The organism is Halorarius litoreus (genome assembly GCF_024362405.1).
GTDB lineage: Archaea > Halobacteriota > Halobacteria > Halobacteriales > Haloarculaceae > Halorarius > Halorarius litoreus.
Map to the genome: position 1 here is coordinate 3,180,327 of NZ_CP101454.1, position 21,507 is coordinate 3,201,833.

A 21,507-nucleotide genomic window follows, 5' to 3' on the forward strand; every position below is an offset into this window, starting at 1 on the left:
GCTGTCGACTCGACTTTACTATGTTGATGCGGATTCGTCGCTCCCTGACCGAGACGTATGTGTGCAAAGGTTCGTACACAAGAGGAACAGACGCGCTCGTCATGGGAGCGACGTTGCCAGCAGTATCGGTGAGGTTTACTGTTCGGATGCCTACCTCCGGATAATTACCGATATGAGTGAATGGACGCTCGACACGCCCGTCGCGTTCTTCGTGTTCAACCGTCCCGAGAAGACCAGGCGGGTGGCCGAGCAGATAGCAGCAGCAAGACCTCCTCGGGTTCTTGTGATTGCTGATGGTCCTCGGGAGGGCCACCCCACCGACACTGACCGATGTGAGCGTACGCGGGCTGTAATCGACGATATCGACTGGCAGTGTACAGTTAAGCAGAACTACGCCGATGAGAATCTAGGCCTCCACGAGCGGTTCTCCACGGGGCTGGAGTGGGTTTTCACAAACGAACACCGTGCGGTCATTCTGGAAGACGATTGCTTGCCGAACGAGTCGTTCTTCCGGTTCTGCGATACGATGCTCGAGACGTATCGTGACGACGAACGAATCATGGATATCACGGGGAGCAACCATCTCGGAACGTGGAAGGATGGACAGCAGGACTATCACTTCTCGTACTATGGCAGTATCTGGGGCTGGGCAACGTGGCGTCGTTCGTGGGAGTGGTACGATCCGGAGATGCGGCTTTGGAGTGAGACGGAGGTTCGCCAACAGCTTCGAGACGTGATTGCGAACGACCGACACGCCGATTACCTGGCGTACATCTACCAGCAGACCTTCGAGAATCTCGAGACGTGGGACTATCAGTGGGGGTTCGCTCGACAGATCAACTCAGCACTCTCGATCGTCCCATCCAGAAACCTCATCTCGAACATCGGCTTCGACGAGACTGCAACCAACACTACTGACACCGACTCCGAGTTCGCTGACGTGCAGCAGTACTCGCTGGATCCTCCGTACACTAGACCAGATTGCGTCGGCGTAGATCGGGCGCACGACGAACGACTCCACAGAATGCGACCGATCTCCCATCGCAACCGATTCCTCCGGGAAGGTCGGAGGCTCTACAATCGCGGAATCGACTACCTCGGCTGGTAAGCCTACAGAACGTTACGCTTCGTCTCTAGCCGCTCCAGCGCGTCGACGAACCACTCGCGAACCGTCCGTTCTGCATATTCGCGTTCGACCAGGTCACGAGCTGCGTCGCCCATCGTATCACGGCGCTCTTCATCACACAACGCTGTGATTGCCTCCGAAAACGCTTGTCGGTCATCTCTCGGGACGACGTAGCCATTCACGCCATCTTCGACGTACTGTGTAGGACCTCCACACTGGGTTGTAACGACCGGCAGACCCGAAGCCATCGCTTCCAGACCGACGATTGCGAGCCCCTCTTGGTTCGATGGTATTGCGAACACATCCGCATTTCTGTAACGCTCTGGCAGTTCGTCGGCCGGCACTTTGCCACAGAACATAGTCGCGCCCGATACACCGGCGTCAGCGACGAGCGTTCGTACTCGTTCGCTCGGTTCGTCACCCATGAGCCAGAGTTCCGAGTCAGGATGGGCTTCCAGGACCGTCGCGAAAGAGTCGATGAGTAACGAAACGTTCTTTCGCGGATCGTTGAACCGTCCAGCGAACAGCACTACTGGCCCACTCTGTTCGCCAGTCTCAGCCTGTAGTGGATAGAACCGAGTTGTATCTATGGGGAACGGCACGACATCGATACTGTCTCGTGGGAGCCCATGCTTCGAGGCAATGCGTTCGGCGGTGTAATCGCTCACCACCATCGCGGGATCCGCCGACCGGTACCCCGTCCGTTCGAGATACTCGAGAATCGGGCGCGAAAGTCGATCACGTACTCGTTCGATTAACGGAGCGGATGTCAACCGGTCGGTTCGATCCTCCCACAGAAGTGTTCCGGTCCAACTGCCGAAGGGGACACCGAGTTTGACGAGAGGGACGCTACAGAGATTCGTCCCGCAGACAGCGAAGAAGACATCCCCATCACGGAGTGCCTCGCGCCAAGCCGCACTGTTTGCGATGGACTGTGTGAACTCTATTTCGGGGAATATCAGTGGAATTTTTTTCGCTTCGCGACCATGAATTCGCGTCGATTCGATAGCAGCCGTCTGATCGAACCCGACGAGATCCATCGGATTCGAGAGGCGAATCTGCGTTTCGTGGTCGAGTAGATTGTTGAACACGAGACACGGGTCGTAACCAGCGGCCTCGGCAGTGTCGTACAGAAATCGGGCCTTGGCGGCGACCCCTCCACCCTCTCGAGGGTCGCGAGTAGCGATGTAGAGACGAGATGGCATGTATGGGCTGTCGGTCTGTCGTTCACGCCCCTATTAGCGTTTGTCACTCGGAACTAGTGCGGAGGCAGATGCTCGTCGACCCACAGCGAGAGCACCACGATCGCCCAGAGCTGCGACCAGTGGGCGTCCCCTCGGTCGTACGCCCGCCTGAGACGAGCGACTGCCGCAGGTTCGAGTGGCGTTTGGTCGAGGCGGGCCGGTGCGAGCGCCTCGTCTACGACGTCGTCGAGGTCGTCTCGGAGCCAGTCGGCGAACGGGAACGTGAACCCGGTCTTCTCGCGGTCGAGCACCACCTCGGGTACCACGTCGTCGACGGCGTCTTTGAGCAGCTGTTTCTCGCCCGGGGCCTTCGACGGTGCACTCGCGCCCATCACGTACTCGGTGAACTCACTGTCGAGGAACGGGACCCGAACTTCGAGCGAGTGAGACATCGACATCGCGTCGGTGTCCCGGAGGAGTTGGCTGTGCATGTACCAGAACAGCTCGGTGCGGGACACTGCACTGCGTTCGTCGAGCGTCAAGGTCTCCTCGACATCCCGTTGAATGGCTGCAGCCCAGTCGGTCGGCGGGGGCTCCAGGAGACTCTCGCGGCTCGCGCTCGAGAAGATGCCCCGTACCGAGAGGTACGCCGCACCGAACGGAGCGTCCGACCCGATGGCGTCGGCGACCTTGCCCGCAGGGAGGCTCGGAGCCAGATCGCCGACCTGTTCGACGAGGCTCGCCACCCCCCGACGCACGCCACCAGGGAGGCGATAGAGCAGCGACGCCGCTCGATAGCGTTGCGGAACGGTCTCGAAGGAGGGGTACCCGAAGAGGAGTTCGTCGCTACCGAGTCCCGAGAGGACCACCTTGAGTCCGGCCTCTGCAGCGACCTTCGAGACGAAGTAGGTGTTGACGCCGTCGATGGTGGGCTGGTCCATTGCGGCGACGATGTCGTCGAGTTCCGACCGAACGTCCGCTGCGGAGACGGTCCTAGAGGTGTGGTCCGTCTCGAACCGTTCGGCGACGGTCTCGGCGAAGTCCGTCTCCGTGTACTCCGCCCGGTCGAAGCCGATGGAGAACGTGTGGAGGTCGCCACGATTCGGTTCGGCCGCTCGCCGCATGAGTGCGACGACCGTGGACGAATCTAGACCACCGCTCAGGAACGCGCCGACCGGGACGTCGGAGCGGAGGCGCAGGTCGACACTCTCCTGCAACAACTCACGGACCCGCGCTTCGGAAGCCGGGCCGCCGCCCCCGAACTCTGGTGTCCAGTACCGCTCGATGGTGGACTCCCCGGAGTTCGCGTCGTAGGTCAGCGTCGAACCGGGGGGGAGCGACTGGACGTCCGTCAGTATCGTTCGGGGGCTCGGGACGTATCCGAGGGTGAGGAAGCCGTCGACGCTCTCGGTGTCGAGTTCTGGTGTGGTCACACCAGCGTCGAGGAGGGACGTGAGCTCGGAGGCGAACGCTAACCGCCGGTCTCCCGCGTCGTAGTAGAACGGCTTGATTCCGAACCGGTCGCGAGCCGCGAAGACGGTCTCCGTCTCGGTGTCGTACACGACGAACGCGAACATCCCACGGAACCGCTCGACACACTCCGGACCGTACGCTTCGTAGGCGCGCAGGATGACCTCGGTATCCGAGTCCGATGTGAACTCGTACCCCTGCGCTCGCAGGTCCTCGCGGAGTTCGCGGTAGTTGTAGACCTCGCCGTTGTAGACGATCCAGAACCGACCGTCACCCCCCTGCATCGGCTGGTTCCCGGCCGCAGAGAGGTCGAGGATACTGAGTCGTCGGTTCCCGAGTGCGACCCGCACGTCGCCGGCTGGGAGTTCGCCGTCGCTCGTCACCTTCCCGCGATCATCGAGATACAGCCCCCAGTCGTCGGGGCCACGGTCGGTCAACGAGCAGAGCCCCGTCCAGGCGTCCGAGACGGGGACCGTGGAGTCGGTACCGACGTAGCCCCAGATTCCACACATCGTTCAGGCTGGACGGTACAGAAGGTGTTCGAATAACGTTTGTCTTTCAGCGGTTGATCGCCCTGTGTCCCGACGACGGGGCGTCAGTGCTCTACAATGTCCCGGTTGGCTTCGTACCACTCCACGGTCCGTTCGAGCCCCACCTCGAACGACGTCGTCGCCTCCCAGTCGAACCGCTCGCGTGCTCGCGTGGTGTCGAGCTTCCGCCGTGGCTGGCCGTCGGGCTTCGAGGTGTCCCACTCGACCGTGCCCTCGAAATCGGTGACGTCGGCGATGGCTTCGACGAGGTCTCGGATGCTGATTTCGCGGCTGCTCCCGAGGTTGACCGGCTCGCTCTCGTCGTACCGCTCGGTCGCCGTGAGAATCCCGTCGGCAGCGTCTTTCACGTAGAGGAACTCGCGAGTGGGTTCGCCGGTCCCCCAGGCTGTAATCGACTCGTCGCCACGCTCGCGTGCCTCGATACACTTCCGGATGATGGCGGGGATGACGTGGCTGGTCTCGAGATCGAAATCATCACGAGGTCCGTAGAGGTTCACGGGCATAAGGTAGATGCTGTCGAAGTCGTACTGCTTGCGGTAGGCCCATGATTGCGTCAACAGTGCCTTCTTCGCGATGCCGTACGGGGCATTCGTCTCCTCGGGGTAGCCGTCGAATAGGTCCTCTTCGCTGAACGGAACCGGTGTGTGCTTCGGGTACGAACAGATGGTCCCGAGGACGGTGAACTTCTCGACGCCGTACTGTCGAGCCTGCTCCATCAGCTCGATACCCATGATGGCGTTCTCGTAGAAGTACTTCCCCGGGTTCTCGCGGTTCGCACCGATGCCACCGACGGTAGCGGCGAGGTGGATGACCACATCTGGGTTCGACGCCTCCAGCGCCGCTTCTATCTCATCTTTCTCGCGGAAGTCGTACTCGTCGCTCCGGGGGACGAACACGTCGACCTCGTCGCTCCGGCGCTCCAGTTCGTCGACGAGATGGCTGCCGAGGAACCCCGCCCCGCCGGTCACCATCACCGACTTGCCGTCCCAGTAGTCGGCCGTCTCGCGGTGCCAGTCGGTCATCGCCAGTCGACGCGGCCGTACCAGGCCGGCTTGTTGTTCGCGTACCAGTCGATGGTCCGCTGGACGCCCTCCTCCCACGAGACCTCGGGCTCCCACCCGGTCTCGTTGTAGAGCTTCTCGTAGCCGACGAGCAGCTCTTCGACGTCTGAGTCACCAGGACGGTACCGGTCTTCGGCCTGAACGATCTCCGGGCGTTCCCAGTAGCCGTGTTCGGCACCGACGTCGAGGATAAGGTTCGTCCAGTCGCGCATGGAGATGTTCTCCCCGTAGCCGTAGACGTACTGCTCGCCGGGCGTCCCCTCCAGTGCGACGTGCATGTGGCCGCGGACGCCGTCTTCGACGAAGCACATGTCGCGTTTCGGGGTGAGGTTGCCGAGTTCGACGATGTCGCGTTCCAGGGCTTGGGTGATGATGGTGCCCGTGATGTACCGGGGGTTCTGCCGCGGGCCGTAGTTGTTGAACATCCGGGTCGTCACGGTCGGGAGCCCGTAGGCGTCGTGGTAGTTCATCGTGAGGAAGTCCGCCGCCAGTTTCGAGGTGGCGTAGATGCTCGTCGGGTTGACGGGCGACCGTTCGCTCAGCAGGACTCGGCCATCGTCACCGATGTCGTGTTTGTCGGCCATCTCCTCCTTGACGTTGCCGTACTCCTCGCTCGTGCCTGCGGTGTCGAACTTCGCGATATCCAGGTCGAGGTCGACGATGGCCTGCAACAGGTTCATCGTGCCGTTGACGTTGGAGTCGACCGTCTCGTAGGGCCGATCCCACGACTCGCCGACGTGTGCCTGCGCGCCGAGATGGAAGACGAGACTGTCGTCGTACGGTTCGAGGGCGGTGAGCGCCTCCCGAACCGAGTGCTGGTCGCGGAGGTCGCCACGGTGGACGGTGAGGTCCTCGGTGAGGTGCCGGATGTTGTTCAGTTCGCCACTCGACGTCGCGCGGACGAAGACGTGGACGTTCGCACCGGCGGCGACGAGCCGCTCGGTGAGGTGAGAGCCGACGAATCCGTCGGCACCCGTGACGAACACTGGTCGGTCGGAGAGTTTCGCGTCGACGTTCATCGAGGGGTTCTAGTGAGGGGATTCCTGTCGACGCTAATGTAGCTTCCCTTCCGCTGTTTCGAACCGGAGGGATTTAGCGACGCGGGGCGGAATCCGCGTCCACAGATCGCCATGGCGAGCCTCGACGACTCCGTCAGGAAGCTGTTCAAAGGGGGCGGCATCCTCCTCGTCGGACTCGTCCTCCAACTCGGCATCTCGTTTCTCGGCAAACTGATCGTCGCCAGGGAACTCGCCATCTCGGACTTCGGGAGCGTCGTTCTGGGAATCACGGTCGCGATGACCGCCGCAACCGTAGCCCAACTCGGCCTCCACGAAGGCATCGGCCGGTATCTCCCACGGTTCGACGACGAAGCCGACAGACGGGGCGTCCTCCTCTCGGCGATGTCCATCGCACTCCCGCTTGCGCTCGCGTTCGGTGCAGCTCTGTTCGTCGCGGCTCCGTACATCGCCCGAGCTGCTTTCGACAGCCCACAGGTGACCCCGGTGTTCGAGGTCTTCGCGTTCGTTATCCCGCTCCAGGTCACCCACCGGCTGGTCGTCTCGACGGTCCAGGGACAGCAGCGGACCACCCCCAAGGTCCTCATCGAGAACATCACGAAGCCGGTCGCACGAATCCTCGCCATCGGGGTCGTCGTGCTCGTCGGTGCGACGGCCGTTCGGGTCTCCCTCGCGTACCTGTTCGGCTGGATCGTGCCGGTCGTTCTCGGCGTCGTCTACCTCTACCGCGAGACGTCAATTCCGGACCGGGCCGTCGGTGCGGTCATGCGTCGCCGAGAACTGCTGCGGTTCTCGACTCCGCTCGTCATCTCCGGGATGTTGACCGTCGTGTTCAACGACCTGGACACCCTGCTGCTCGGCTTCTTCAGCGGCAGTACCGAGCCCGTGGCACTCTACAACGTCGTCTATCCGCTTGCGACGCTGCTCAACACCGCCATGATGGCGTTCTCGTTCATCTTCATGCCAGTCATCTCTGAACTCCACGCGAACGAGGACATCACGGGCGTCAACCGAATGTATCAGGTCGTCACCAAGTGGGTGTTCGTCGCGACGCTCCCGGTGTTCCTGGTAATGGAGACGTTCCCGTCACAGCTCATCTCGCTCACGTTCGGTGCGAAGTACGCCGGCGGCGGACTGGTCCTGCAGGTGCTCGCCGCGGGGTTCTTCGTCCACACCGTAGCCGGGCTCAACCGCGAGACGGCGGCGTCCATCGGCAGGACCCGACTGCTCCTCTACATCGACTTCGGTGCGGCCGTGTTGAACACCGCGCTCAACCTCGTCCTCATCCCGGCGTTCGGGCCGCTCGGCGCTGCCGTGGCCACGACCGTGACCTACGCCGCACTCAATCTGGCCTTGTCGGGTGTCCTCTACCGTGAGGTCGGGGTCGTCCCACTCACCCGGTCGATCCTCCAGCCAGGCATCGCAGGGGCTGCAGCCTTTGTCGTCGTCTACCTCGTCGCGGGGGCGCTCACGAACCCGAATCCGGTCTCGCTCGTCGTCTCATTCGCCGTCTTCGCGCTGCTGTATACGGTGTCCGTGTTCCGCTTCGGTGGCATCGAAGCAGAAGAGGTGATGCTGGTCAAGAGTATCGAGGAACGGTTCGGTGTTGACCTCGAACCACTGAAGCGTGTTGGCCGACGACTGATGCCGTAGCGATGGGCCGTCCAGTGGCGGTGACGTCCGGGACGAGCCCCGTACTTACGCCTGTTCGACACTCTCGTGGTCCCACACGAGATCGAAGTACCGCTTGAACCCCGCGACGAACGAGCCGTTCTCCGTAATCGCCGCCTGTCGCATGTGGTTCGGCACGTCCGGCTCTTCGACGAGGAAGATGGCCTCTCCATCGTCGTACTCCATACTGGGGTCGATGAACGTCCCGCGCCAGGGGAGCCGCCCCTCGGAGAACCGGAACTCGACCCCGTCGTGGTCTGACCGCAGCCGTTCGACGATTCGCGACTGCACCGGTTTCTCGTCGTCGTCGAGGAGATTCGGATGGTGGAGGAGCACTTTCACGGGGACGCGCTCGACTGCGTCCGAGAGCGCGGGTTCGACACTGTCGAGGTACTCGAAGCTCTTCGTCAACACGAACACAGAGCGCTCGGCGTCGTGATAGAGGCGCCGGGTTTCCGACTCCGAGGGGTCGCCGACGTCGACGACGTGGAACAGCTCTTCCGCGGGCGTGATGTCACCACCCGCCCGCTCGAACGCGGGCCCGAACTGCGAGAGAAACGCCTCCCGCTGGTCGTCGAGCTCCCGCTCGAACGACTCGTACTCCTGTCGTTTGTTCTCCTTCGCACGCGCGAGCAGCGACTCCGGGTCACGCGGCTGGTACTCCTTGGGCCGGCCCGGAATCACCTTCACGTAGCCAGCGTCCGCGAGTTCGTCGAGCACGCCGTAGATGCGGGCCTTGGGAATGCCGGTCGCCTCCGCGAGGTTCGGCGCCGTCGTGCGACCGAGTCGGAGCAGTTCGGCGAGCGCAGTCGCTTCGTACTCCGTCAACCCGAGCGTGTCGAACAACCCCACGTCGCTCATATCGGCCCGTTCCCGGGCTGGGCACATGAATACCCCGGAGCGCCCGGAAGGTTTATTGTTGCCCGACATATCTAGTTACTCAATAACTGAGTAACCATGGGCGACGACACCGACGAAGGGGAGGAACGGCTCGACGCACACCTGCAAGACATCGACGACGGCTGTGGCTGCACCGAAGTGTGGGAGCACACGAGCGCGGCGCGCGAGGAGGCCGCCGAGGAGCCAGCCGAAGCCGCGGACGACTGAAGGCAGAGCGAGGCGGAACCTTTTCACCGACGCGGGGCGGACTCCGCGACGATGGACCGCTCCGACGTCTGCGTGCTGTTGCCGACACTGAACGAGGCCGAGACCATCGGCAGCGTCGTGACCGGCTTCCGCGAGGAGGGGTTCGACCACGTGCTCGTCATCGACGGTGGCTCCGACGACGGCACCCAGAGCCGTGCTCGTGACGCTGGCGCCCGGGTTCTCGAACAGTCAGGTGAGGGGAAGGGACAGGCCGTCCGCGAGGGCGTCCGTGCCGTGGAGCAACCGGTCGTGTTGATGGCCGACGGCGACGGCACCTATCGCCCCGAAGACGCCGAGCGGATGCTCGAACCCATCTTCGCAGGCCGAGCGGAACACGTCATCGGCGACCGCTTCGCCGACATGGAGGCCGGGGCGATGACCCGGCTCAACAGAGCCGGCAACGGCCTGACGAACTTCGCGTTCGAGCTCATCCACGGCAAGGAGTTCCAGGACATCCTCTCTGGGTATCGGGCGTTTACCCGCGAGTCGTTCGAGCGGCACAACCTCGCGGCCGACGGGTTCGGCATCGAGACGGAGCTGGCCGTCGAGTGCGTGAAACAGGGCGTAAGAGTCGAGGTGGTGCCCATCTCGTATCTGACTCGGCCCGACGACTCGGAGACGAACCTCCACCCCGTGAAAGACGGCGGGCGCATCTTTCTCACGCTCTACCGGCTGGCGAAGACGAACAACCCGCTGTTCTACTTCGGGAGCGTCGGGACTGCGGCGATCTTGACGGGGCTCGGGGTCGCTGGATACGTCCTCTACGAGTTCTACATCAAGACGCCGCGAGTCTCACACGAGGTGCTCGCGCTGGTCGCCGCCTCGGGTATCATCTTCGGCGTCCAGTTGCTGATGTTCGGTGTCCTCTCGGACATCATCGTCACCGTGAACCGCGAGCAGACCCGGCGGTTCGAAGAGCTCGCCGAGCAACTGAACGGCGCCGAATCGCGATCGGTCGACGAACGGGCCGACGAGGCCAGCGTGAGCGCCGAAGCCAACGCTGGCGGGTTCGATCGCATCGAAGACTGAGTTAGAAGGGGAGCAACGACCGGAGCCGTCCGACGAACCCGCCGCCGCGGCGTTCGCGATACGCCTCGAAGACGGGATGGAGCGCGTTCAGGAGTTCCTGTTCGGTCTCGAACTGCTGGAAGTGCAACTCGTCGAGGGCCTCGGAGAGGCGAACGCTGTTGCCCCCGGCGTTGTACGGGACCGCGGGGTCACCGAGTGCGCGCACGAGCTCCTCGCTACTGGCGGGAAACGTCACCCCCGACCGGTCGAGCTGTGCGTCGAGCGCGGCGATTCCGAAGGTCACGGCCTCTGGCTCGTCGTTCGTGTCGTCCTGCGGCGGCCGAACTCCCATTGTCGTCGGCTACGCTCCCCCGGTTGAAAAGTCCCCGGACCCGGTGGCCCGAAACCCACTTGGCTCGGGCGTCCGTTGCCGCAGCCATGACCGACTACACCACCGTCTCAATTCCCAAGGATCTGGCAGAGCGGGTCGACGAGACCATCGAGGGGACGAGCTTCTCCTCGACGAGCGATCTCGTCCGGTTCCTGCTTCGAAGTATCGTCATCCAGCACCAGCAGAAGGGTGAACTCACGGAGGGCGAGTTCCAGGAGATCGCCGACCAGCTGCGTGATCTCGGCTACCTCCAGTAGCTCAGAGGTCGAGGGTCGCCTCGGGCGGTTCGACGTTGAGCACGTTCAACTCGAGCCGGCGGCCCGCCCGGTCGAACGCGCGGATGCAGTCCCGTTCGTACGGTGGAATCGCCACCAGGACGACCTCGTGGAGGTCGTCGGTGCGCGAGATTCCTGGTTCGCCCATCGGATGCGAGACGAATCGCCCCTGTGCGCCGGGAGTCCCGAGGTCCATCCCGAACACCGCCCGCACGGAGTTGCCCGTGTCAGGAAGATAGAGGTCGGTGAACACCGGCGTCTCGGTCGGCAGCTCGCAGTCGAGCTCCCCGGCAGGGGTGGTAGCGAGGGCGACCGTCACGCTCTGTGGGTCACGAGTCGACGCGATCTCCAACAATGCGTCGAGCAACCCGGCTGTCGCGTACACCACGTCACCCACTAGCCCATCGTGTCGGATAACGCCATCGCCTGCCCTGATTCGGCTGTTTCGAGCCGTCTGAGGGAATGATTCAAGTGTGTTTCGGCCATTTCAAGTTTCAGGTCATCCTGAAGAACTTTGGTATTACTTCGTAATTGACAATATATTTATATTTCAAGCGCGCTGAGAGGTGTTCGTAATGTCCGACAGCACCCTCGCGACCTACGTTGCAGAGCACCCGAAGATGGCCGGCGTCCTGTTCACGATGCTCCTCGTCCTCTCACAGGCGGGGACGGTGATGGCCGGCAACGGCGGGACGACGCTCGGCCCGTAAGCAGTTACAGCTCTTCTACGTCGACATCGTCGCTCCAGTGGAGCCGTCCCTGTCGTCGAATCGGCACCGTCTCCAGGTCGAGGAACTCCTCGAACGTCTCGCGGTCGAGTTCGAACTCCATGTTCGGGTTCCCGACGAGGTAGTGTTCCTCGTTTCCCTCGACGTACGGACGGTAGAGCGCGCCGACCCCGACGTGGGCCGTGTAGTAGGTGTCGAGGTCGAACACGAAGCGGTCGGTCTCGACGTGGTGGAGGTCGACGAGATTCGGCGTCAGGCTCTCTCCGTGCGCGATGTCCATGTTTCCGTCCCCGACGACGATGTACTGGGTACCCACGATCGAACTGTCCGAGGCGATGGTGAGCGCCGCCCGCAGGGGGAAACCGCGGTTCAGCAGCCGCGTCATGGCCTTGCCCACCCGAATCGCACCGCTGTTGATGACCTCGTCCAGGGTGACGACGCCGCCGATGGCGCCACCACGGATGAGCTCCATCCCTTGCTGGTACGAGCGACACGCGTTCAGGAAGAACGTGTCGACCCCCACGTCGCCGACGTCCGCCACGTCGAGCAGGCCGTCCGTACACCGGAACCCCGCAGCTTCGATGTGGCCGATGTAGTGGAAGAAGTCGATATCCGAGCCCAGCACGAGTTCGAGCCGGTCGGTCGTGAGGTTCTCGTACAGCGTCACGTCGAACGGGAGGTCGTCGCGCGAGCCGTACACCTCGCTCGCGACGTGGTGTTCGTCGACCATCTCGGCGTCGTTGCACACGACGACGATGTTCACCTCGCCCTCGGCCTCCTCACGGGCCAGGCGGTTCCGGAAGGCCTCGACCGTCGCCTTCGTCGCGCCGACGGGGGCGTCTTCACCGACCCACGCCTGCTCCAGGGAGTCGGTTCGCTCGGGTTCGACTAGCTTTGGGGGCGACGACCAGGGGTCGCTGCCGCCGAACCGGGTCTCGCTGCCGAACCCCTCGCGAGTGAACGCGTCGATGGCGGCCGCCTGCGTCTCGTCCGTCGTGGTCTCGTCCCGCTGTGGTGTCCTGACGACGGCCATGTCGTCGACGAGGAACGGGAGCGTCTCGATGCTCCCCGACGTGGGTGCGACGTGTGCGACGAGTTTCCACCGTGGAACCAAGTGCTCGACCTGGTCGTAGGGCACGTCCAGATATGCGCGTAGCTGGTCGGCCGGTGGAGCCTCGTACAGCGACCCGAGGTCGAGGTCGGTGTCGAGCGCGCGGCGCTCGTACAGCGGGACGTCGTAGATGCCCTCCGTCCGGACCACGCAGTCGAGGAAGAACACCTGCTTGAGCACGCGTTCGACCTCGCCTTCGAACCCGCGTTCGCCGCCGAGCGCGTGGCTCCAGCCGTCGTCCGTGACGATGCGGTGGGTCGGCCCCTCGACGACCTCGGCGCCGAGGTAGTACGTCAACGGGGCGACGACCATCACGGCGCCGAGGTCAGGCGGCACCTCGATGCGGATACCCGAGTCCGGCGTCGAGAGCCAGGCCGGGACGTCGAGTTCGTCACCGAGGGCGAACTCCGGGGGGTGCCCGCGGAGCGTCGGATACGACCGCTCTGCCGAGGTGGTCTTGAGCGAACTCGGGAGATAGGAGACCGCACGCATCAGGTCGACCGGGTCGCCGGTCGTGGTGATGGTCGCTGCCGGCCGCTCGTGGTACGACCGGGCGGCGACCACGACCTCCTGCTCGGCCTCCAGTTCGACGGTCATGCGGATGGCGTCGAGCGAGACGGTGAACGGGCCCGGAACGAGGAGATAGAGCTTCACCGGCGCAGACACCTCCAACACGTACTCGCCGGGATCGACGGTGTGTTCGGTAAACCGCTGTATCTCGGTTCGAATCGCGCCCGACCCGTCGCGGACGTACGCCATGTTCGCCTGCGAGAGCGTGAACTCACGCGTCTCGAACGCGACCGCCTCGTCCGCCGGATACCCCACCCGGTCGGTCGACACCGACCGGGGCTCGACCGGGCTCGTAGTCGAGACCGTGCAGCGGCGCTGCTCGATGCGGTCCTCGATACTGATTCCCGGTTCGCCACCAATCGGCTCGATAGAGATCGTCATCGTGACACCGACGTGGCTCGTCGCGCCCGTGGTGGCCCGTGGTTCTCAGCTTCAGCGCAAAAACCTATCGGGCTCCCGGCGGTCGTTTCCCGGTTCTATCCGGTGATGAAGTCTTTCATCGCCCCGAGCATCGCGAACGGTGCGCGCCGCTGTGCGTGCTTCACGGCGTCCTCCACGGCCGCGTCGGCGTCGGTGTCGATACCCGCGCCGTGCCCGACGAGGAGTCGGTTCACCGTGAGCCGCTGCAGCTTTCGAGGCGGGGTCAGCCGGCGGAACGGATGGACGCCGACGCGCTCGGAGTTCGTTCGGAAGTAGTCGACGGTCCCGAGCGACTCTGGCACGAGGAGTGTTCCGTCCGATTCACGGTAGAGCGCGGCCTCCTGCCAGAAGGCGTTGTCGACGACGCGGATGACGTCGAAGCCGGTGTCACCGAGTTCGTCGCCCAGTCGCTCGACAGGGGCGTCGAGCTTCGAAGCGACCCCGGTCATCCACGCCGGGATGTAGACGGGCACGTCGTGGCGGTTCGCGACAACCGCCGAATCCCGGAGGTGGCGGTCGAGCAGTACCAGGACGCCCGCCACGTCCCCGAACTCCGCGAGCAACTCGTCGACGCCCTCGACGTCGACGGGGTCGACCACGTACACGCCCTCGTCGGTCGCGAGCGCGTGCGAGGCACGCTGCATCGTCTCGTCGGGGTACGCGAGCCATCCGACCCCGTCGTCTCGACGGTCGATCTCCGTCAGTTCCGGCGCCCCCGAACCCTTGATCGGCATGTCTGACAGGACGGCCGGCTGGCGTATAAACCGTGGCTCGTCGGCAGTCTTGTCGCGGCCACCGGCCGCGTTTATACGTCGGCGGATGCTACGGAACCCCATGCTCGATGCGCTCTCGGCGCTCGCTCTCGAAGTGAAGTACCTCGACGAGGCGACTGCCTTCTACCGACGCCACCTCGACCTCCCTGTTCGCCGCGAGACAGACCACGAGGTCGCACTTGAGGCGGGCGACACCGACCTCGTGCTCCGGCGACCCGACCGCATTCCGCGTGGCGGGCTCCACACCCACTACGCGTTCTCGTGTTCGGCCACCGCGTACGAGACGTGGTGGGACCGTCTCGACGGCGACTTCGACCTCGAAGAACACACGTTCGGGCCGGTGCGGTCGCTGTACTTCTACGACACCGAGGGGAACTGCGTCGAGGTGATGGGGAGCGACGAGGGCGACGACGAGGGCATCACGGGACTCGTCGAAGTCGTCCTCGAAGTCGCGGACCTCGACCGCGCACGTGCGTTCTACGAGGCGCTGGGCATGGAGACGGTCGACGTCGGCGAGAACCGCAAACGGGTTCGGCTCACCGCGGGGCCGTTCGACTTCGAGCTGTGGGAGCCACATCTCGGCCTCGCGGACGCGCGCGGCGGCGTCCACGTTGACGTCACCTTCGAGACGGTCGACCCCGACGCGGCGCTCGACGCCGTCCGCGAGTCCGTCCGCGACGTGACGCGGACCGACGACGGGATTCGCGTCACCGACCCGGACGGCCACAGTCTGCTGTTCACCTAGGGACGCTCGGAGTCAGTCGCGGCCGACGATGAGGTAGAGCACGACGACGAGTAGCGCCCCGAGGAGGCTCCCGACGAGCCCACCGAGGATGGTGGCCACCGTCCACAGCGTGGCGTTCTCGTTGTTCCGCTTCGTCGCGTCGTTGTAGACGAAGTAGGCGGGCAGTGCGATGAGCACGAGCCCGATGAGGAAGATGATGAGCAGTTCCGGGCCGCCGGGGACACCGAACTGGAGGGGAATCGGCATGATTCAGTTCAGCTTGGACCTGTCTCCGAAAAGGTGCTTTCGATTCGTCGACGGACAGACTGCGGGGCGCGTCGGGCTCAGTCCAGGCGGCTCGTGTCGATGTCTCGACCAGGGGGCGTCACGACGAGCTTGCCACGGAAGTGCATCAAGCCAGCGCCCATGTCCTTCAGCTGGGGGGCGAACCCCTCGGCGAGCGTCGGGAGGTCGCCATCGACGTCGAGCACGAGGGTGTTGCCGGCGGCGACGGCATCCACCCACTCCTCGGGGTCGGTCTCCCCGTCGAGGATGCCGAGGATGACGCGGTCCTCGCCGGCCGGCTCGTCGATTTCGCCCTCCGCGGTCTGCAGATCGAGGTCGAAGTCGGGCATACTGGGTGGTGGAAGCCCCGTGAGAAAAACCTACTCACGACCTCCTCGGTCGAGCCCGGTCGTCGTGGATGGGACCACGGTGGTGGGTCGCGGCAACGTGGCCACGAGCGGTGACTCCACGAACGTCCAGTCGGCACCGCGCGCGAGGCGCCCCAGAGTTGAATTCGTCCCTAAAATGGAGAAAATTACAACTGCATGATTATTTAAACCCGGACAGAGGTCCAAGGTATACTGTAGCATATAAGGGTCGTGATGTAGGACATAGGCCGTTTAAGTCGTGCGATTTCCTGAACACCGGCAACCGGTGCCGGGGGACGCCCGGCCGGCCACACCTGTTCGAACGAAGGTATTAAATACTCCTCCGACACTGGGATGAGATGCTATGACACGAGAGGTTTCGTCGGGTTCCCCGGCGGGTCGAGTTCTTCCAGGGCACACTGAGTAACCCTGACGAAGTTGACAACGCACGGATCTTCGACACCACGCTGCGCGACGGCGAGCAGTCGCCAAGAACCTCGTTCTCGTACGACGACAAACGGGAGATAGCCGCGGTACTCGACGAGATGGGTACCCACGTCATCGAGGCGGGCTTCCCCGTGAACTCCGACGCCGAGTTCGAGGCAGTCAGCGACATCGCCGCGTCCACCGACACGACCGTCTGTGGGCTCGCGCGCGTGGTCGACGAAGACGTAGAGGCCGCTATCGACAGCGGCGTCGGGATGATACACGTGTTCGTCTCGACGAGCGACGTTCAGTTGGAAGACAGCATGCACGCCACCCGCGAGGAGGCCGTGGAGCGGGCCGTTCAATCCGTGAAACGCGTCAAGGACGCAGGCGTGACGTGTATGTTCTCCCCGATGGACGCCACCCGGACGGACACCGACTTCCTCGTGGAAGTCGTCGAGGCCGTCTCCGAGGCAGGCACCGACTGGATAAACATTCCCGACACCTGCGGCGTCGCGACGCCCACCCGATTTGCGGGCGTCGTCCGCACGGTGCTGGAACACACGGACGCGAGAGTCGACGTCCACACCCACGACGACTTCGGGCTCGCCGCTGGCAACGCCATCATGGGCTTCGAGGCCGGCGCCTCACAGGCGCAGGTCTCCGTCAACGGTATCGGCGAGCGGGCCGGCAACGCCGCCTACGAGGAGGTCGTGATGGCCCTGGAGTCGCTGTACAACGTCGACACCGGCATCGACACCACGCGCATCATGGAGCTGTCGCGCATCGTCGAGGAGAAGAGCGACATCGTCACGCCGGGCAACAAGCCCATCGTCGGACGGAACGCCTTCTCCCACGAGTCCGGCATCCACGCCGCGGGTGTCATCGAGAACTCCGACACGTTCGAACCCGGCGTCATGACCCCCGAGATGGTCGGCGCCGAGCGCGAACTGGTGTTGGGCAAGCACACCGGGAACCACTCGGTACGCGAGCGCCTGAAGGACGCGGGGTACGACCCGACCGACGGCGAGGTTCGCGAGGTCACCCGGCGCGTCAAGGACTACGGCGCGGAGAAACAGCGCGTCACGATGGACGTGCTGCGACGGTTCGCCGAAGAGGTCGGCGTCCGCAAGGAGGAGGAGGTTCGGGTCTGATGGCCTCCCCCGCTGTTTCGCAACCCGGCCAGCCGCAGGTGGAGCGTTGCTCCACCAGCCACGCCGCCGAGGTGCGACCCAACAGCGGGACCACACGACAGCGACGCGGCAACGATTGCTCGCCGCGACAAGGTTTTATCCACCAAGGTGTTGCGGGCGAACGTGACGGAGACCGCGATGACTCGCGTCAGCCCGACGACGAGCCGCGCGGCCGCGATTATTGTAGGGGTATAACCACCCCTACACACAGTTCTCTCCGACCGTCCGCACAGATTTCGAGTAGTCACACAGCACGACCAATGTATCACCGGTATCAACGACCGACGACACGACAGCACAGCACGGGAGGTGACGACGCATGAGCAGCGAACACGCAGTGCAGGAGGACGAGGAGGCCGACGGCGAGGCCGCCCCCGTCACCTCCGGCGCACAGTCCGTCGTCCGCGCGCTCGAGAACGCGGGCGTCGAGTACCTCTTCGGCGTGCAGGGTGGGGCCATCATGCCCGTTTACGACGCCCTGTACGACTCCGAGATGACCCACATCACGATGGCCCACGAACAGGGCGCCGCGCACGCCGCGGACGCATACGGCATCGTCTCCGGCGAGCCGGGCATCTGCATGGCGACCTCGGGCCCCGGCGCGACCAACCTCGTGACGGGGCTCGCGGACTCCAACATGGACTCCGACCCCGTCCTCGCCCTGACCGGGCAGGTGCCGACGGACTTCGTCGGCTCGGACGCTTTCCAGGAGACGGACACGACGGGCGTCACCATGCCCATCACGAAGAACAACTACTTCGCCGACGACGCGGACACCGTCGGCGACGTCGTCGGCGAGGCGTTCGCCATGGCGAAGCGCGGCCGACAGGGCCCGACGCTCGTCGACCTCCCGAAGGACGTGACGAACGCCGAGACCGACCGCGAACCGGGCCGCGCGAAGACCCCGGACACCTACCAGCCCCCGGAGACCGCGGACGCTCGCGACGTGAAGGAGGCCGCCGAGGTCCTGGCCGAGGCCGACCGCCCCGTCATCCTCGCGGGCGGCGGCGTCGTCAAGGCCGAGGCCTGTGACGAACTCCGGCGGTTCGCCATCGAGTACGGGATTCCGGTCATCACGACGATGCCCGGCATCGGGGCGTTCCCCGAGGACCACGAACTCGCGCTGGAGATGGCCGGGATGCACGGCACCGGCTACGCCAACATGGCCATCACCACGACCGACTGCATGCTCGCGGTCGGGACGCGGTTCGACGACCGGCTCACGGGTGGCGTCGACTCCTTTGCCCCCGACGCGGAGGTCATCCACGTCGAGATCGACCCCGCCGAGGTGTCGAAGAACATCCAGGCCGACTACCCGCTGCTGGGTGACGCGAAGGCCGTCATGGAGCAGCTCCACGACGCGATGCCCGCCGAACCCGACGCCGACGAGTGGCGCGAGCAGGTCCAGACGTGGAAGGCGGAGTACCCGATGGACTACCCGATGGCCGAGGACGACCCGGTCAAGCCGCAGTTCGTCGTCGAGGCCGTCGACGCCGCGACCCCCGACGATACGGTCGTCACCACGGGCGTCGGCCAGCACCAGATGTGGGCCTGTCAGTACTGGACGTACACCGAGCCCCGCACCTGGGTCTCCAGCCACGGGCTGGGGGCGATGGGCTACGGCCTCCCCGCGGCCATTGGCGCTCGACTCGCCGCTGACGACGACCAGTCTGTCGTCTGCTTCGACGGCGACGGCTCGTTCCTGATGACCTGTCAGGAGCTGACGGTCGCCGTGCGCGAGCAGATGGACATCACGGTGTTCGTGCTCAACAACGAGTTCATCGGGATGGTCCGCCAGTGGCAGGACGGCTTCTTCGACGGCCGGCGGATGGCCTCGGACTACAACTGGATGCCGAAGTTCGACATGCTCGCCGAGGCGTTCGGCGCGACCGGCTTCCGCATCGACGAGTACGACGAGGTCGAAGAGACCGTTCAGGCGGCGCTCGACGTCGACGGTCCCTCGGTCGTCGACGTCCACATCGACCCCGTGGAGGACGTCTACCCGATGGTTCCCTCGGGTGGCGACAACGGCCTGTTCGCCCTGCGAGGTGACCACCTATGAGCCAGGGTCTGGAAGGACCGGACCCCGACGAGCGACTGCGACCCGAGGGCCGGCGCAACAGCCAGGGCATCCGTATCGACCCCGAGGTCGAAGCCGAGCCCGAATCGCGGCGCACGGTCATCTCCGCGCTCGTGGAACACGAGCCGGGCGTGCTGGCTCGCGTGTCGGGGCTGTTCAGCCGCCGGCAGTTCAACATCGAGTCGCTGACCGTCGCGGACACGCAGAACGACGACTGGGCGCGTATCACGCTCGTCGTCGAGGAGCCGGACCCCACGCTCGATCAGATCGAGAAGCAGCTGAACAAGATCGTCCCGGTCATCCACGTTCGCGAGCTCGCACCCGACGCCATCGCGCGTGAGCTGGTGCTGGTGAAGGTGAACGGCGACGAGCCGGACAAGGTCCAGGCCATCACCCAGATGTACAACGGAACGACCCTCGACGCCGGACCGCGAACCATCACGGTCCAGTTGACGGGCGACGAACAGAAGATCAACGACGCCGTCGACGCCTTCCGTCAGTTCGGCATCCGCGAGATCGCGCGGACCGGGCAGACGGCGCTGGCGCGCGGCGAGACGAAGACGGCCATCGTGCCGGAGCACCTGAAAGAATGAGCGACGAATTCGAGAACCCAGTGTACTACGACGACGACGCGGACGTATCGGTCATCCAAGAGCAGACGGTCGCGGTCCTCGGCTACGGCAGCCAGGGCCACGCCCACGCCCTGAACCTCCACGAGTCGGGCGTCGAGGTCATCGTTGGCCTGCGCGAGGACTCCTCCTCGCGGTCGGCCGCCGAGGCCGAAGGGCTGCGCGTCGAGACGCCGAAGCAGGCCGCCAGCGAGGCGGACCTCGTCTCGGTGCTGGTGCCGGACACGGTCCAGCCCGCCGTCTACGCGGAAATCGAGCCCGAACTCGACCCCGGCGACACGCTCCAGTTCGCCCACGGATTCAACATCCACTACGGGCAGATCGAGCCCAACGAGGACGTGAACGTCACGATGGTCGCGCCGAAGTCGCCCGGCCACCTCGTCCGCCGCAACTACGAGAACGACGAGGGGACGCCCGGCCTCCTGGCCGTCTATCAGGACGCGAGCGGCGACGCCCACGACATCGGCCTCTCGTACGCGAAGGCCATCGGCTGTGCCCGCGCGGGCGTCGTCGAGACCACCTTCCGCGAGGAGACCGAGACCGACCTGTTCGGCGAGCAGGTCGTGCTGTGCGGCGGCGTCACCTCGCTCGTCAAGCAGGGATACGAGACGCTCGTCGACGCGGGCTACTCCCGCGAGATGGCGTACTTCGAGTGCCTGAACGAGCTGAAGCTCATCGTCGACCTGATGTACGAGGGTGGGCTCAGCGAGATGTGGGACTCCGTCTCCGACACCGCGGAGTACGGCGGCCTCACCCGAGGCGACCGCGTCGTTGACGAGCACGCCCGCGAGAACATGGAGCAGATCCTCGAAGAGGTGCAGGACGGCACCTTCGCCCGCCAGTGGATCACCGAGAACCAGGCGGGGCGACCGAGCTACAAGCAGCTCCGGAACGCGGAGAAGAACCACGACATCGAGGCCGTGGGCGAGGACCTGCGCGCGCTGTTCGCGTGGGGCGAGAACGAGGAGCGCGACGAGAAAGAGAAGACGAAGACATCAGCAGACGACTGATATGACGAAGGACACACGAGACACCGATGCCCGGACGCTGGGCGAGATGAGCCACACGAACCCCTACACGAACGAGACGTTCGGGGACACCCAGACGTACAACCGCGGGCAGGTCGCGGCCGCAGACGGCGGCGAGGACGGCGCGCCCGTGGAGGAGGTCGACGACGTGGCCGAGCCAGATGACGACGAACAGACCATGCAAGACGTAGACCACACCCCTCCGAAGAACGCGCCGAGTGCGAACGCGGCGTACATGGCGGGGGACGAGAACGCCGAAGAATGAGTTCAGAA

Annotated in this window: 23 protein-coding genes; 12 read left to right on the plus strand and 11 right to left on the minus strand. The window is 64.6% G+C overall.

What is annotated here, in order from left to right:
* Positions 1-61: 61 nt before the first annotated feature.
* Positions 62-1,108, plus strand: a complete 1,047-nt coding sequence (locus NL126_RS16815; RefSeq protein WP_255196040.1) for a hypothetical protein — start codon at positions 62-64, stop codon at positions 1,106-1,108.
* A gap of 2 nt (positions 1,109-1,110) precedes the next feature.
* Here NL126_RS16815 and NL126_RS16820 read toward each other — a convergent pair whose 3' ends face one another.
* The 4 genes from NL126_RS16820 to NL126_RS16835 all read right to left on the minus strand — a co-directional run bounded on the left by NL126_RS16820 (position 1,111) and on the right by NL126_RS16835 (position 6,411).
* Positions 1,111-2,331: a glycosyltransferase family 4 protein gene (locus NL126_RS16820; RefSeq protein ID WP_255196041.1), complete on the minus strand. Its 1,221-nt coding sequence runs from the start codon at positions 2,329-2,331 to the stop codon at positions 1,111-1,113.
* Between the two features lie 53 nt (positions 2,332-2,384).
* A complete protein-coding gene (gene asnB, locus NL126_RS16825) occupies positions 2,385-4,292 on the minus strand; it encodes an asparagine synthase (glutamine-hydrolyzing) (RefSeq protein WP_255196042.1) in 1,908 nt (635 codons plus the stop codon).
* Between the two features lie 83 nt (positions 4,293-4,375).
* Positions 4,376-5,353 (minus strand): GDP-L-fucose synthase family protein, encoded by a 978-nt coding sequence (locus NL126_RS16830; protein ID WP_255196043.1) that lies wholly within the window; start codon positions 5,351-5,353, stop codon positions 4,376-4,378.
* Positions 5,350-6,411 carry a GDP-mannose 4,6-dehydratase gene (locus NL126_RS16835; RefSeq protein WP_255196044.1) on the minus strand — a complete coding sequence of 354 codons (1,062 nt, stop codon included), beginning with the start codon at positions 6,409-6,411 and terminating at the stop codon, positions 5,350-5,352. The genes NL126_RS16830 and NL126_RS16835 overlap by 4 nt, the downstream gene beginning before the upstream one ends.
* A 111-nt stretch (positions 6,412-6,522) precedes the next feature.
* Here NL126_RS16835 and NL126_RS16840 point away from each other — a divergent pair, with 111 nt between their 5' ends.
* Positions 6,523-8,061: a flippase gene (locus NL126_RS16840; protein ID WP_255196045.1), complete on the plus strand. Its 1,539-nt coding sequence runs from the start codon at positions 6,523-6,525 to the stop codon at positions 8,059-8,061.
* Positions 8,062-8,106: 45 nt separating this feature from the next.
* Here NL126_RS16840 and NL126_RS16845 read toward each other — a convergent pair whose 3' ends face one another.
* On the minus strand, positions 8,107-8,940 hold the full coding sequence (locus tag NL126_RS16845) for a TrmB family transcriptional regulator (RefSeq protein WP_255196046.1): 834 nt from the start codon (positions 8,938-8,940) through the stop codon (positions 8,107-8,109).
* Between the two features lie 96 nt (positions 8,941-9,036).
* On the opposite strand from NL126_RS16845, the gene NL126_RS16850 reads away from it, so the two are divergent.
* Both NL126_RS16850 and aglJ read left to right on the plus strand, forming a co-directional pair.
* Complete coding sequence (locus tag NL126_RS16850; protein ID WP_255196047.1) at positions 9,037-9,186, plus strand: DUF8595 family protein; 150 nt, start codon at positions 9,037-9,039, stop codon at positions 9,184-9,186.
* A 51-nt stretch (positions 9,187-9,237) separates the two neighbouring features.
* Positions 9,238-10,254: an S-layer glycoprotein N-glycosyltransferase AglJ gene (gene aglJ, locus NL126_RS16855; RefSeq protein ID WP_255196048.1), complete on the plus strand. Its 1,017-nt coding sequence runs from the start codon at positions 9,238-9,240 to the stop codon at positions 10,252-10,254.
* Between the two features lies 1 nt (position 10,255).
* On the opposite strand, the gene NL126_RS16860 is transcribed toward aglJ, so the two are convergent.
* Complete coding sequence (locus tag NL126_RS16860) at positions 10,256-10,585, minus strand: DUF5789 family protein (RefSeq protein WP_255196049.1); 330 nt, start codon at positions 10,583-10,585, stop codon at positions 10,256-10,258.
* Between the two features lie 86 nt (positions 10,586-10,671).
* Between NL126_RS16860 and NL126_RS16865 the strand changes: the two genes are divergently transcribed.
* Complete coding sequence (locus NL126_RS16865; RefSeq protein WP_255196050.1) at positions 10,672-10,881, plus strand: ribbon-helix-helix domain-containing protein; 210 nt, start codon at positions 10,672-10,674, stop codon at positions 10,879-10,881.
* A gap of 1 nt (position 10,882) precedes the next feature.
* On the opposite strand, the gene NL126_RS16870 is transcribed toward NL126_RS16865, so the two are convergent.
* Positions 10,883-11,287: a JAB/MPN domain protein-containing protein gene (locus NL126_RS16870; protein ID WP_255196051.1), complete on the minus strand. Its 405-nt coding sequence runs from the start codon at positions 11,285-11,287 to the stop codon at positions 10,883-10,885.
* 187 nt (positions 11,288-11,474) lie between these two features.
* On the opposite strand from NL126_RS16870, the gene NL126_RS16875 reads away from it, so the two are divergent.
* The gene (locus NL126_RS16875) at positions 11,475-11,609 is read left to right on the plus strand and encodes a DUF7503 family protein (protein ID WP_255196052.1); all 135 of its coding nucleotides are present in this window, start codon (positions 11,475-11,477) and stop codon (positions 11,607-11,609) included.
* A gap of 4 nt (positions 11,610-11,613) precedes the next feature.
* On the opposite strand, the gene NL126_RS16880 is transcribed toward NL126_RS16875, so the two are convergent.
* Positions 11,614-13,689 carry a hypothetical protein gene (locus NL126_RS16880; RefSeq protein ID WP_255196053.1) on the minus strand — a complete coding sequence of 692 codons (2,076 nt, stop codon included), beginning with the start codon at positions 13,687-13,689 and terminating at the stop codon, positions 11,614-11,616.
* A gap of 95 nt (positions 13,690-13,784) precedes the next feature.
* Complete coding sequence (locus tag NL126_RS16885) at positions 13,785-14,462, minus strand: hypothetical protein (RefSeq protein ID WP_255196054.1); 678 nt, start codon at positions 14,460-14,462, stop codon at positions 13,785-13,787.
* Positions 14,463-14,562: 100 nt separating this feature from the next.
* Here NL126_RS16885 and NL126_RS16890 point away from each other — a divergent pair, with 100 nt between their 5' ends.
* Positions 14,563-15,246: a VOC family protein gene (locus NL126_RS16890; protein ID WP_255196055.1), complete on the plus strand. Its 684-nt coding sequence runs from the start codon at positions 14,563-14,565 to the stop codon at positions 15,244-15,246.
* A gap of 12 nt (positions 15,247-15,258) precedes the next feature.
* Here NL126_RS16890 and NL126_RS16895 read toward each other — a convergent pair whose 3' ends face one another.
* Positions 15,259-15,492: a hypothetical protein gene (locus NL126_RS16895; RefSeq protein WP_255196056.1), complete on the minus strand. Its 234-nt coding sequence runs from the start codon at positions 15,490-15,492 to the stop codon at positions 15,259-15,261.
* Between the two features lie 77 nt (positions 15,493-15,569).
* Complete coding sequence (locus NL126_RS16900; RefSeq protein WP_255196057.1) at positions 15,570-15,860, minus strand: DUF5779 family protein; 291 nt, start codon at positions 15,858-15,860, stop codon at positions 15,570-15,572.
* A 437-nt stretch (positions 15,861-16,297) separates the two neighbouring features.
* On the opposite strand from NL126_RS16900, the gene NL126_RS16905 reads away from it, so the two are divergent.
* The 5 genes from NL126_RS16905 to NL126_RS16925 all read left to right on the plus strand — a co-directional run bounded on the left by NL126_RS16905 (position 16,298) and on the right by NL126_RS16925 (position 21,499).
* Positions 16,298-17,458, plus strand: a complete 1,161-nt coding sequence (locus NL126_RS16905) for a LeuA family protein (RefSeq protein WP_255198860.1) — start codon at positions 16,298-16,300, stop codon at positions 17,456-17,458.
* A 358-nt stretch (positions 17,459-17,816) separates the two neighbouring features.
* Complete coding sequence (gene ilvB, locus NL126_RS16910; RefSeq protein WP_255196058.1) at positions 17,817-19,559, plus strand: biosynthetic-type acetolactate synthase large subunit; 1,743 nt, start codon at positions 17,817-17,819, stop codon at positions 19,557-19,559.
* Positions 19,556-20,170 carry an acetolactate synthase small subunit gene (gene ilvN / locus NL126_RS16915; RefSeq protein WP_255196059.1) on the plus strand — a complete coding sequence of 205 codons (615 nt, stop codon included), beginning with the start codon at positions 19,556-19,558 and terminating at the stop codon, positions 20,168-20,170. The genes ilvB and ilvN overlap by 4 nt, the downstream gene beginning before the upstream one ends.
* Positions 20,167-21,216 carry a ketol-acid reductoisomerase gene (gene ilvC, locus NL126_RS16920; RefSeq protein ID WP_255196060.1) on the plus strand — a complete coding sequence of 350 codons (1,050 nt, stop codon included), beginning with the start codon at positions 20,167-20,169 and terminating at the stop codon, positions 21,214-21,216. Before ilvN ends, ilvC begins: the two co-directional genes overlap by 4 nt.
* Position 21,217: 1 nt before the next feature.
* Complete coding sequence (locus NL126_RS16925; protein WP_255196061.1) at positions 21,218-21,499, plus strand: DUF7989 family protein; 282 nt, start codon at positions 21,218-21,220, stop codon at positions 21,497-21,499.
* Positions 21,500-21,507: the final 8 nt, after the last annotated feature.